Annotated in this window: 12 protein-coding genes; 7 read left to right on the top strand and 5 right to left on the bottom strand. The window is 51.1% G+C overall.

Annotated features, from left to right (window positions below; genetic code table 11):
• Positions 1-28: 28 nt before the first annotated feature.
• Positions 29-1,267, bottom strand: a complete 1,239-nt coding sequence (locus Q0L39_RS01530; RefSeq protein ID WP_296626580.1) for a class I SAM-dependent rRNA methyltransferase — start codon at positions 1,265-1,267, stop codon at positions 29-31.
• 417 nt (positions 1,268-1,684) lie between these two features.
• On the opposite strand from Q0L39_RS01530, the gene Q0L39_RS01525 reads away from it, so the two are divergent.
• Positions 1,685-4,279: a LysM peptidoglycan-binding domain-containing protein gene (locus Q0L39_RS01525; RefSeq protein WP_296626579.1), complete on the top strand. Its 2,595-nt coding sequence runs from the start codon at positions 1,685-1,687 to the stop codon at positions 4,277-4,279.
• A 98-nt stretch (positions 4,280-4,377) separates the two neighbouring features.
• The gene (locus Q0L39_RS01520) at positions 4,378-4,770 is read left to right on the top strand and encodes a hypothetical protein (RefSeq protein WP_296626578.1); all 393 of its coding nucleotides are present in this window, start codon (positions 4,378-4,380) and stop codon (positions 4,768-4,770) included.
• Here the strand turns inward: Q0L39_RS01520 and Q0L39_RS01515 are convergent.
• The 3 genes from Q0L39_RS01515 to Q0L39_RS01505 are packed head-to-tail and all read right to left on the bottom strand — an operon-like array spanning position 4,767 to position 6,660.
• On the bottom strand, positions 4,767-5,384 hold the full coding sequence (locus tag Q0L39_RS01515; RefSeq protein WP_296626577.1) for an ABC-2 transporter permease: 618 nt from the start codon (positions 5,382-5,384) through the stop codon (positions 4,767-4,769). The genes Q0L39_RS01520 and Q0L39_RS01515 overlap by 4 nt on opposite strands.
• 24 nt (positions 5,385-5,408) lie before the next feature.
• The gene (locus Q0L39_RS01510) at positions 5,409-6,260 is read right to left on the bottom strand and encodes an ABC transporter ATP-binding protein (protein WP_296626576.1); all 852 of its coding nucleotides are present in this window, start codon (positions 6,258-6,260) and stop codon (positions 5,409-5,411) included.
• A 28-nt stretch (positions 6,261-6,288) separates the two neighbouring features.
• Entirely contained in the window at positions 6,289-6,660 is a 372-nt protein-coding gene (locus Q0L39_RS01505) for a GntR family transcriptional regulator (RefSeq protein ID WP_296626575.1), read from the bottom strand.
• 228 nt (positions 6,661-6,888) lie between these two features.
• On the opposite strand from Q0L39_RS01505, the gene Q0L39_RS01500 reads away from it, so the two are divergent.
• Positions 6,889-7,143, top strand: coding sequence for a hypothetical protein (locus tag Q0L39_RS01500; RefSeq protein ID WP_296626574.1), 255 nt, complete (start codon positions 6,889-6,891; stop codon positions 7,141-7,143).
• 15 nt (positions 7,144-7,158) lie between these two features.
• Positions 7,159-7,785 (top strand): hypothetical protein, encoded by a 627-nt coding sequence (locus Q0L39_RS01495; RefSeq protein ID WP_296626573.1) that lies wholly within the window; start codon positions 7,159-7,161, stop codon positions 7,783-7,785.
• 54 nt (positions 7,786-7,839) lie between these two features.
• On the opposite strand, the gene Q0L39_RS01490 is transcribed toward Q0L39_RS01495, so the two are convergent.
• Positions 7,840-8,280: a GNAT family N-acetyltransferase gene (locus Q0L39_RS01490; protein WP_296626572.1), complete on the bottom strand. Its 441-nt coding sequence runs from the start codon at positions 8,278-8,280 to the stop codon at positions 7,840-7,842.
• Between the two features lie 237 nt (positions 8,281-8,517).
• Between Q0L39_RS01490 and metF the strand changes: the two genes are divergently transcribed.
• The 3 genes from metF to Q0L39_RS01475 are packed head-to-tail and all read left to right on the top strand — an operon-like array spanning position 8,518 to position 12,505.
• Positions 8,518-9,393, top strand: a complete 876-nt coding sequence (metF, locus tag Q0L39_RS01485; RefSeq protein ID WP_296626571.1) for a methylenetetrahydrofolate reductase [NAD(P)H] — start codon at positions 8,518-8,520, stop codon at positions 9,391-9,393.
• A gap of 12 nt (positions 9,394-9,405) precedes the next feature.
• A complete protein-coding gene (locus tag Q0L39_RS01480; RefSeq protein ID WP_296626570.1) occupies positions 9,406-10,077 on the top strand; it encodes a hypothetical protein in 672 nt (223 codons plus the stop codon).
• Complete coding sequence (locus Q0L39_RS01475; protein ID WP_296626569.1) at positions 10,058-12,505, top strand: homocysteine S-methyltransferase family protein; 2,448 nt, start codon at positions 10,058-10,060, stop codon at positions 12,503-12,505. Before Q0L39_RS01480 ends, Q0L39_RS01475 begins: the two co-directional genes overlap by 20 nt.
• Positions 12,506-12,577 lie beyond the last annotated feature (72 nt).

Genomic DNA, 12,577 nt, shown 5'->3' with positions numbered 1-12,577 from the left:
TGCAATCGCTCCGCTGTTTTTTTGTATCCTATACCACCTGGAACAGGTAGAATTTCAGGTAGTTTGTTTCCTCCACGTTCCACAGGATCGGATGGTCTGGCGACTGCTGTCTTGCTTCGATCTGGCGCAGCGCCACACCGGCATCTGCTGCCGCCTGATGCAGCATCTTGACAAACAGCTGTTCGGTCATAAAGTGAGAACAGGAACAGGTTGCCAGATAACCGCCGCGCGGCAGAAGCTTCATCGCACGCAGGTTGATCTCCTTGTAGCCGCGCATCGCACTCTCCACCGTCTGTCGGGATTTGGTAAAGGCAGGCGGGTCCAGAATGATAAAGTCAAATCTGCCGTACTTCTGCACCATCTCCGGTTCGGACAATCTTGGCAGCAGATCAAACACATTTTCAGCCAGATACTCCACCTTTTCCTCCAGACCATTGCGGCAGGCATTTGCACGCGCCATCTCAATCGCAGATTCAGAGATATCCACGCTCAGCACATGTTCGGCACCGCCCATCGCCGCATTCAAACCGAAGGAACCGGTGTGGGTAAAGCAATCCAGCACCCGCTTGCCGCGGCTGAGCTTGGAAACTGCCAGACGGTTATATTTCTGATCGAGGAAAAATCCGGTCTTTTGTCCGTTTTCAAAGTCCACCGCATAGGTAATCCCATTTTCGGTGATGGTCGTCTGGGTGGAGTCTGGGATCGGACAATCCTTCAGCGGGAAAAATCCCTTGTACTGCTCCATGCCTTCCAGCTCACGGATAGCTACATCGTTGCGCTCATAGATGCCGCGCAGCGGCTGACCTTCCTCGCGGAAAATTTTGGCCAGCAGCTCAAAGATCATCGCTTTTCTCTTCTCGATGCCCAGCGACAACACCTGCGCCACCAGAATATCGCCAAAGCGATCCACCGTCAAACCAGGGAAGGAATCTGCCTCGCCAAAGATCAGGCGGCAGTTGGAAAAATCGTCGCCCATGACCGTCTTGCGATAGTCGACGGCATAGCGCAGACGACGCTCAAAAAACGCCTCATCAAAGCGGTCGTTTGCATTGCGCGAGATGATGCGCACGCGAATCTTACTGTTGGTATTGGCAAAACCGGTGCCCAGATAGCTGCCCTTCTGGCTGACTACATCCACCAGTTCTCCGTTTTCAAACGGCTGTACATCGGTAATCTCGGTGTTATATACCCACGGATGCCCCTTTAAAATCGACTGTTCCGCTTTTTTTGTAACCCGCAGCTGCGGATATTCTCTGCTCTGTTTCATATTGTTCCTCCTGAGCGTTCCATCTTCATGCTTTGTTTTGTCCATTGTACCAGATATTTTTGCTGTTTTAAAGTCAAATCTTTTTCGCGTTGCGCCAAATCTGCTGTGCATCAAGCGTGTTCTTTTCCGCATTCTTTCAGGATAATTTCAGGAAAGTTTTAAAAAAAAGTAAATTCTTCATAAAACCGCAATATTTTCACCCTGTCCTTATTTAAAAAATTCGGTTACACTGATAAATGGAGGTATTCCCGACTAGGGGAAATTGTCAAAAACGCTGTGTTTTCGGTATCAATTCTGTAACACATCTTGAATTCATGTGCGTAAACATTTATAATAAGTAGTGCAACTTTTAAAGAACGTCATTTTTCGACGTATACACTGGTTTTTATTCGAAGATAGGAAAGGAGCGGGTGCCCGGTGGAAAAACCGGAAAACTGTAACAACACCTCTGCTTCCAGACTTCCTGAAGCTTTCTCCTCTTTGATTTCTCTTCTTTACGCCATCTGCTATCTGATCGGCGCAAGAATCATTCGATATTATCGCCGACATCGGCGCATTTTGAAACGCACTGCCCTCCATCTGAAATGGGCTGTGCGCCGATTCTATTTTGATATCAAGGATCAACATGCCGCTGCGGCGCCATCAAGAGGACGCTGGAAACGGGATTTGCAAAAGATCATCTCCCAGACCAACAGCGGATTACAGGACTGGAACAGACAACGCAAACAGCCTTCTGCAGGCCTTTGTCTGCCTCAGCTGGTCAGGGCTTTGTCCCCTTCGTTCAAGCTGGTTGTTGGTGCAGTCAACTACATTCTCCCTTTAGTCGGTATTATCATCTTAACCTCCACCATCTACCACTTTAGTACGCTCACCTATGGTTTGCAGGTACAGTACAATGGTCAGCATATGGGTTATATTCTCTCTGAATCTGACTTCGATGAAGCCGAAGCCAAGGTAAGGGAACGTATTGTCAACGAGGAATATCTCCCTCCGGAGGATAGCGTCCCTATCTTCTCGCTTGTCATCGTCGAGGACGATCAGATCTCTGACCAGGATGTCCTCATCAACAACATTATCCGCGCTTCGGGAAATGAAATCGAAGAAGCAGCAGGTCTGTATGTCGACGGTGAATTTATCGGCGCTGTCGAAGACGGCGATGCACTGCTGATGAGCCTGAAGTCCCGTAAGGACGGCACCTACACACCAGGAGCTGTCATCCCTGAAGAATCGGAAACACTGGAAGAACAGCCTGTGGAGCCGGAAACTCCGGAGGAGGAACCTGCAGAACAACCTGCGGAGGAACCTGCCACCGAACCGGAAACAACCGCACCGGAGCAGCAAACCTATATCGTTCAGGAGGGCGACTCTCCTTGGACCATCGCCAACGAATTTGGCATCTCGGTGGACGAGCTGATTAAGCTCAATCCAAACATTGAAAATTCCATGTTGATCGGCGACGAGCTGATTATTTCGGAAGGCGGCTCTGCTTCGAGCGCCGATACTCAAAGTTCACGCTCTGTTGAAACAGATTCTGAATCTACAGACAGACCACAGACCTACACCGTTCAGGAAGGCGACTCTCCTTGGACGATTGCCAGTGAGTTTGGCATGACTGTGGATGAACTGATCGAACTCAATCCTTCCATTGAGGATTCGATGCTCATTGGTGATGAGCTGACTCTGGTCGGTGACACCGCTTCCAGCAGCACCGAATCTACCGACACAACGTCGGAAGAAACAGAATCTGCTGACACAACACCAGAAGAAGAACCTGAAACCGAGTCCGAAGAAACCACTTCCACTTCTTCGGAACAGCAAACCTATGTCGTTCAGGAAGGGGATTCCCCATGGACGATTGCCAGCGAATTTGGCATCTCGGTGGATGAACTGATTGAACTCAATCCTTCTATCGAGGATTCGATGCTGGTCGGCGATGAGCTGATCATCTCCAACGGCAGCTCCACTGATACGGAAGACAGCTCGGAAGAGACCTCCGATACGGAAACATCGACCGAAACACCTTCTCACCTCAACCTTCCAGAGGTAGAATCCGGTACTGTTTCCTCGGAAACAGTCAGCTTCGTTCAGTCAATCCGTCTGGAAACAGGATTGTATCCAGTTTCTTCTGTGGAAACCCTCGAATCTATCAACGTTAAACTCGACCGCATCGTCGAAGGCGAACAGACCTATACCATCCAGCAGGGTGATACTCCTTGGGACATCTCCAACAAGTTTGATATTCCAACCGAGACACTTATCAACCTCAACCCTGAGGTCAGCAAGACTATGCTGGTCGGAGAAACAATGATCGTTTCGCAGGAACAGCCATTCTTACAGACCAAGGTCGTCCGCACCGTTACCGAGGAAGAGGAAATTGCCTATACCACCGAAACGGAAATCGACCAGAACAAGGAAAAGAGCTACGAAGAGGTCGTTCAGCAAGGCCAGAACGGTCTGAAAGAGGTCACCAGCGAGATCACCTATATTGATGGCTATGAAACCGCGCGCACCGTCGTTTCTGAAAATGTTATTAAAGAACCGGTCAGCGCCAAGGTGATCGTCGGCTCGCTGTCGAGCAGCTCGTATGGTTCCGGATACAACACCTCCGGCTCCGGTACTGCTTCCACCGAATCCAATGTCGGCGGATATATTTGGCCGGTCAACGGCGGTTATATCTCCTGTCCAATCTGGGGCTATGCAGGCCATACCGGTACGGATATTGCGGCTCCGGCAGGCACTACCATCTGGGCAGCCAAGTCCGGTACCGTCACCTATGCAGGCTGGTCCAACGGCTATGGATACAACATCCTCATCGACCACGGAGACGGCACCAAGACCCGTTATGCACACTGCAGCAGTCTGGCGGTTTACAGCGGACAGCAGGTATCGCAGGGACAGGTCATCGGTTATGTCGGCCGTACAGGATGGGCAACCGGCAACCACTGCCACTTTGAGATTATCAGCGGCGGTTCCTACCTGGATGCTCGTAACTACATCGGATACAGCCATTGATATGAACCATAAAAAAGGATGTATGCAGCTGCATACATCCTTTTTTTCGTATATTCTCCTGCTTTTGGTGCATCCTCTTTTACCAAGGAGGAGTGACGATGCACCATTTTAAAAAACGTCAACTATTTACTTCCCGCCAGTGGCGCTGGTTCTGGGAAAGCTTTTTTATCAGCCTGATTTTTCTGTTATTTGTCACTGCATTTCTTTATATCGCCTACGGGCGGGACAGCGGCATCCAGGAACCGCTGATTTCTGCCTCCCTTTCCTCTTCTCAGCCGCTGTCCACAGATGGGAAAGGACATCCGTTCGATGACACGGATGTCCTTTCCATCAGTTTCTTTGGATTGAAAAAGGAGTTATCTGCACTCAAAACCAGCCAGCTGATCGACCGGTTAAAACAAGATTATCTGCGCTTTCGCTTTTTTATTCCCGCTCGCTTTCGCACGCTGGGCGGCGGTTTGTATCTGCTCTGGAAACTAAGCGGCATTTAAAAGGTCTTTTTGCTGACAATGCCAATGGAGATTTTGATGGAAATTGCCACCATCAAAGCGACGACTGCGACCACACCGACCAGTATTCCCGCCAGCATAGAACCATCCGGCGAAAAGCCGCCGCCCAGCTGAAGTGCCGTCATAAGTCCCAGCAAAACTCCAAACGGAACAAACATCAGCAGAACATACAGGATGCGTCCGCGCTGGATTCCAAACTTATATGCGACCGGAATAATCACCGCCGCCGTATAGCCCTGCATACACAGGATGGTCACCAGCACCATGGCACAGTCAGCGATGCCACCCAGCGCAATCACATAAACAAGCGAAATTGCCAGCGTCAATAGCGCAGTGATGCCAAAGGTGGCATAGCGTGCCAGTACGATCTGTTTGCGGGTCACCGGAAGGATTGCCGCATACTGCTCCCAATGGTAATATTCATCGTAGGAGAAAAGGTTAAACAGATAGCTGATTCCCATGACTGAGATCACCAGAGCGCCGGTCGTCGGCTGTTTTCCAATTCCCCAGATAACGCCAAAAATAACAAAGACAAACAGAATGCTTTTGAGCAGCTTTCTCATCGCGTAAAAATCGTTTAAAATCAAGCCCTTCATAAAATTCCCTTCTTTCCGCAGCACTTAGTCGGAACACAGCAGAAGCATCAGCTCGTCCAGATTGATATTGTCCACCAAAATATCGGGATACTGGTGCAAGAATGCTTCTTTATCCTTCACCAGCGCCTCGCTTCCATACTTGCCTTTTTTCTTTTTGAGGACCAGCTCGCTGTCGAGATGGTCGATGGTGTCCTGGTCGGCTTTGGCAATGCCATATCCATACAGAATGTCATCCTTGTTTTCGCACAGCATCAGTCTGCCGTTGTGGATAAAGGTGATATAATCCGCTACCTTTTCCAGGTCGCTGGTGATGTGGGAAGATACCAGTACCGAACGCTCACCGTCCGAGATAAAATCCAGAAAGATGTCCAGAATCTCCGAGCGAACCACAGGGTCCAATCCGCTGGTCGGCTCATCGAGGATGAGCAGCTTGGCATTGTGGCTTAAAGCCACCGCCAGCGACAGCTTCATCTTCATGCCGCGGGAGAAATCCTTGAGCTCCTTTTTATCTGGCAGAGCAAACTTCCGAAGATATTCCTCATATTGTTTCTGATCCCAGTTTTTATAGGCACCCTTCATCACCTTCCCCAGGTGAGAGGTAAACATCGTCTGTACAAACGGCAGTTCATCAAAGACAACACCGATTTTTTCCCGATCCTCTGCGCGGATGCCCTCATGCCCAAAGACAGAGACACTTCCACCGTCCGAACAGGTCATCCCGAGAATAATTTTCATTGTAGTGGACTTGCCTGCGCCATTTTCGCCGATCAGTCCCATGATACTTCCCTTTGGAAGGGAGAAGGAAACATCCGAAAGAGTAAACTTCTCATAGTTTTTGCAAAGATGATTGACCGAAAGCATCATACTATTTTCCATACTTCTGACCCCTTTTCTGCAAAAAGATCTATTCCTCATACAAAAGTTTGAGCATCTCCTGAAGCTCTGAAAGGGTGATCGACGCCATCTTTGCCTGATCGACCGCCTGCTGCAGCGCACCTTCTACCTTTTTGCGCTGCTCCTCCCGCATGAGTTCCAGATTTCTTGGTGCAACAAAGCACCCTTTGGAGGCAACCGTCACCACAAATCCGTCCCGCTCCAGATCTTCATAGGCACGTTTGGTGGTAATCACACTGATGTGCAGATCCTTTGCCAGCGCGCGCATCGAGGGAAGCGCCTCTCCCTCCTGCAATTCGCCGCTGATAATGCTGTTTTTGATCTGGGCGGTGATCTGTTCATAGATCGGTCTGCCGCTGGAATTACTGATTATCAGATTCAAAAAATCACCGTTCCTTGCTGTCCGTATATACTGTATATATCGTATATATACAGTATCACACTATTTTCCACCTGTCAATAGGTTTTTCTTGATTTTTGTAGAAAAATTCATCTTCGCGTGTTATACTCAAAAAAGCAGCGGCAGTTACCTGATTTTGGAGGCTGATGAAAAAACCGACTTATGAGAAGCAACCAAAATTCCATCATCTCTCAACTTTGGAGGTTTCCTATGAAAAAACTGTTTTCAGATAAACGCTATCTGATTCTTCAGGGGTTGTCCATCGTTCTGACCCTGATCTATTTCTTTTATACAAACGGCTATCAACAGACACCGGTGTTCATCAGCTGGCTGGCAGCATTGGTTTTGTTTCTGGCTACCACCGTCTACTGCGGACTTCATCGCCGGTGGATTGTTCTGTCCTTTAACCTTGCCATGGCAATTTTGCTGTTCCTCAGTCTGATGATTCTGCCGTACAGCGCATAAGCGGAAAGGAATCCTATGACCAACATCAAACGCATCGAGTCGCCCGATGAGCACCCGAGTGCAGACCTTCGATGGATCGCTTGTCACACAGCCTTTTTAGCTGGTGACTCGGTCGTATCTTTTGAAATTTTAAACCCTGAACAGGCTGTCATCCACTGCGACCAAGCCGTGCTGGAAAATCAGCTTCTTCTGGAGGAAGTCATCCAGGAATTTCGGTTTTACAGCTTTCATGTCACCCAGTTTCTGGATGAGCAGCACCGTCTGCTGAAAGCCTTCCCTCCTGTCGAGCTGCGGTTGGTGGAGATCGACACCTTGCAGCCCTCCCAGTTTTATGTCAATCTGGATAAGATGGCACAATGTTCCCAATGGGTAAAGGACGCCCATCATCTCATCATCCCTGTCCATCCCGATACCAACTATATTTGTGACGGGCACACCAGACTGTATGCTGCTCTGCAAATGGGAATCGGGCAATGCTACATCTACGATGCAGAGGACAGCGGCGATTATCTTCCGGACTTTGTCAGAATGGCGCAGGAACGCAATATTTTCCGTGTTGCTGACTTGCAGCCGCTGTCCGACCAGGACTATAAAGCGCTCTGGTGGAAATTCTGCGACGATTATTTTGCTCAAAAAGGATAAACAAACAGGACGCCCAAAGCAATGCTTTGGGCGTCCTGTTTTATTTTCTGTCATTTATCTGTCCAAAATCATCTGTCCGTAATCCAGATCTTTAAACCCTAAACGGCTGTACAACAACTTTGCCTTTGGATTGTGTGGACACACCTCCAGGCGGAAACGTTTTGCCTGCGGGTATTCCTCAAACAGCCACTGGAAAAACTTATGTCCGCAGCCTTTGCCGCGGATCTGCGGCTTAAAGTAGAGTTCCTCCACCTGTACGGTAAATCCGCCCGCTTCACAGCTCCAGTAGAGCGCCAGCAGACCATAGCCGATGATTTCTTCTCCCTCGGTGATGGTCAGTCCACGCATCAATGGAGAGCCTTTGACTCCGATTTCAAAGGTATCCTCAAACTTTTTCATATCCACATCAAACAGGGACGCATCTCCCGAATAAAAATCAACCGACATGTCCAGATATTCCTGTCGGTCCTCTGGTCTGAAATCACGAATTTCCATCGTTTGTATCCCTCCTTATCATTGTTGACCTTCATTATAACATAGCCATCTCCTTCGGGCAAGGTCCTCCGACAATTATCTCGTTTTTCTCTGTCCGGTTCGGGATACCCTCGTGTTTGATATTTTTCCTTTACATCGAACCGCTTTTTCCCTATAATGTAATAAATCGTTTTTTGTTTGATTCCGAATTTGCGTACAAACTGTGTAATAAAAAAATCATGAAAGGCTTGAGGACAGATGAAATTAAACTCACTATTTGAACAAAAGAAAATCGTCTATTCTTTCGAGGTGTTCCCTCCCAAAAAGACCAGCTCGATTCAGACCATCTATGACACCCTGGAGGAGCTTGTCGATCTTTCCCCTGACTTTATCAGCGTCACCTACGGTGCGGGCGGCAATCCTGCCGACCGCTCAACGGTGGAGATTGCCTCCACCATCAAGCACAAGTATCATATCGAACCTCTGGCCCACCTGACCTGTGTCAATTCGACACGGGAACACATCGGTCAGGTGCTGGATGACCTGCGCCAGAACGACATCGAAAATATTCTGGCACTGCGCGGAGATATTAACCCCAATGTTCCGCCTCAGACCGACTACCACTATGCCGGTGATCTGATTCGGGAGCTGCACAGCCACGGTGACTTTGACATTGCTGCCGCCTGCTATCCCGAGGTACACCCTGAATGTCCCGATATGGAGGAGGACATCCTCCATCTGAAGGAAAAGGTGGACGCCGGTGCTTCCCATCTGATTTCCCAGCTGTTTTTTGACAACAATGACTTTTATAACTTCCTTTACCGTGTGCGTGAGGCCGGTATCATGGTGCCGGTGGAAGCGGGCATCATGCCGGTGACCAACCGCAAACAGATTGAACGGATGGTGTCGCTGTGCGGCGCCAGCCTGCCCAAAAAGTTTGTAAAGATCATGCACCGTTATGGCGATGATCCCGTCGCCATGCAGGATGCAGGCATCGCCTATGCGGTGGAGCAGATTGTCGACCTCATCTCCAACGGCGTGCAGGGCATCCATCTGTACACCATGAACAATCCGCTCATTGCACGCAGAATCAGTCAGTCGGTGGCAAGCCTGATCCGCTGTTCCAACCGCTAAAGGAGTGTCCTCATGCAGTACAGGTTGACCTCCATCCCTATTCGGGAGGTGCTGCGCTATGCACTGGGAACAAAACCTCCCGACCCGCTGCCGGACGCCTTTTTGCAGCAGGCACAGACTGCCTGCCAAAAGGTGCTGGACTGTGCGCAGCCAAGGTATCACTATCAAATCGATTCGGTGCAGCCGCTGCTCGACTCCTTTCTGACAGGGCAGGACATCCGCCGCCATCTGTCAGGGTGCAGCGACTGTGTTCTGCTGTGTGCCACACTGGGTCCGCAGGTGGACGCGCTCATCCGGCGCACCCAGGTTTGCGACATGGCTCAGGCGCTGTGGCTGGATGCAGCCGCCTCCGCCGCCATCGAGGAAGTCTGCGACGGCGCTCAGCAGCAGATTGCCCTGACCTTGGGAAAAAGCCTGACCACCCGTTTCAGCTGTGGCTACGGCGACCTGCCGCTCATCGCACAGGGAGATTTCTTGCGTGTGCTCGATGCCGGACGTAGGATCGGGCTGACATTAAGTCCATCCGGGATGCTCATTCCCATCAAATCGGTGACAGCAGTGGCAGGTATTCTGCCGGAGGGTGTCGTTCCTAATGAGACTGCTCTCCCCTGCGCCATCTGTCCTCGAAACAACGACTGTGAATTACGAAGAAAGGGTGTCTTTTGTGGAAAATATTCTGATTGATTGTTTGCAGCGTGCCGACCGCTTCTGGCTTCTGGACGGAGCGATGGGCACCCAGCTGCAAAAGCGCGGTCTGCCGCTGGGCGTCCAGCCCGAGACCTTCAACCTCACTCACCCTGAGGTCGTCACCCAGGTACACCGCGAATACCTGCAAGCCGGCTCCAACATCCTCTATGCCAACACCTTTGGAGCCAACCGCAAAAAGCTGGCAGGCTGCTCCTACACCGTCGAGCAGGTCATCACCGCGGCCATTCAAAATGCAAAGGCTGCATCCAGCGGCACCGATGCACTGGTTGCGCTGGATGTCGGTCCTATTGGAGAGCTGCTGGAGCCGACTGGCACCCTCACCTTTGAGCAGGCCTATGATATCTTTGCCGAGGAAATGAATGCCGGTATCGCTGCCGGCGCCGACCTCATCGTGCTGGAAACGATGACCGATCTGTACGAGGTCAAAGCCGGCATCCTCGCCGCCAAAGAAACCTGTGAGAAGCTCGGCAAACAGCTGCCGCTGCTCGTTTCCATGACCTTTGAGCAGAACGGCCGCACCTTTACCGGCTGCTGCATCTCTTCGATGGCTGCCGTCATTGAGGGACTCGGCGCCGACGCCATCGGCTTTAACTGCTCGTTGGGACCGGTGGAGCTGCTGCCGCTTGCTCGGGAGCTTCGTGAGCACACCTCGCTCCCTATCTTCATCAAGGCAAACGCAGGACTTCCCGACCCACAGACCAACCTCTACTCGATCGACGCCAACCAGTTCGCCGCCTGCATGGAGGAATATCTGCCGCTTGGCATCTGCATGATGGGCGGATGCTGCGGCACCGACCCTGCGTTTATCCGTGCACTGCGTCAAATGCTCGATCGACACACGCCTTGTTCGGTGCCGGCACCGACCCGTATTGCCGGCGTCTGCACGCCGACCTGCTTTGTGCCGGTTGACCGCGTGCGCATCATCGGAGAGCGCATCAATCCTACCGGCAAAAAGCGGCTGAAACAGGCCATTGTGGAGCAGGATTTTGACTACATCCTCAGCCAGGGCATCTCCCAGGTGGAAGCCGGTGCAGACATTCTCGACGTCAACATGGGAATGCCGGACATCGACGAAGCTGTCATGCTGCCTGCCGTTGTCAAAAAACTGCAAAGTGTGCTGGATACCCCTTTGCAGATCGACTCCTCCAATCCAAAGGCGGTCGAGGCTGCTCTGCGCGTCTACAACGGAAAGCCGATTGTCAACTCGGTCAATGGCGAGGAAAAATCGCTGCAAACCATCCTGCCGCTGGTCAAAAAATATGGCGCTGCCGTGGTCGCTCTGACCATGGATGAGACCGGCATCCCACTGCTTGCTGAGCAGCGCTTTGCTGTCGCGGAGCGCATCGTCCGCCGCGCCGCCGAATATGGCATCCCGAAGGAGGACATCTTCGTCGACTGTCTGACGCTGACCGCCTCGGTACAGCAGAAGGAGGTCGTCGAAACGCTCAAAGCCATGCGGATGGTCAAAGAGAAACTCGGCGTCAAAACGGTACTGGGTGTTTCCAACATTTCGTTTGGTCTGCCAAACCGTGAACTGTTAAACCACAGCTTTTTGCTGATGGCGCTGGAAGCAGGGCTGGATTTGCCGATCATCAATCCAAACGTCCCGTCGATGCTCGACGCCATCCGCGCCTTTGAGGTGCTCTATAACCACGATGCTCACGCTGCGCGCTACATCGAAAACTTCAGCCGTCCTGAGGAAATTGCCCGCATCAGTGCCAAACCTGCTGCAGTTGCAGCAACAATAGCTCCCACTGCTCAGGCAGCTGCCGACAGCCTGACCGAAGCCATCAAGCGAGGTTTGGGTGAATCGGTGCGCCGCGAAGTGGCTGCGCTGCTCGGCTCTGTCGAGCCGGAGGAGATCATCAACACCCGACTCATCCCTGCATTGGATATCGTCGGACAGGAGTTTGAAACCGGAAAAATATTTCTTCCTCAGATGATCCAGTCCGCCCAGGCAGCTCAGTCCGGATTTGAAGAAATTAAGAACTATTTTTCCGTTCATCCAAATGCAAAATCTTCTTCCCAGTCCCTTTCCGAAAAAGGAATCGTGCTGGCAACTGTCCACGGCGACGTGCATGACATCGGCAAGAATATTGTCAAAGTGATTTTGGAAAACTACGGTTATCCGGTCATCGACCTCGGACGGGATGTCCCTGCCGAGCAGGTGGTCGCCGCTGTGGAACAGCATCACATTCGTCTGGTGGGACTCAGCGCCCTGATGACCACCACCCTCAAAAGCATGGAGGAAACCATCGCTGCCCTCCGTCAAAAGGGACTCGACTGCAAAATCATGGTGGGTGGTGCCGTGCTGACCGAGGAATATGCCGCAAAAATCGGCGCTGACTTCTATGCAAAGGATGCCAAGGCATCCGCAGACATCGCCAAAAAGGTGCTGGGATAGCCGTATTTTGCAAAGAAATTGTTCTATTTTGCAAGAATAAGCAGGATTTCCTGCAAATTTGCCATTATCTCG

Source organism: uncultured Negativibacillus sp., assembly GCF_944388365.1.
Lineage (GTDB): Bacteria > Bacillota > Clostridia > Oscillospirales > Ruminococcaceae > Negativibacillus.
Note: the sequence above shows the minus strand (reverse complement) of the source record. Positions and strands in the feature narration are given on the sequence as shown.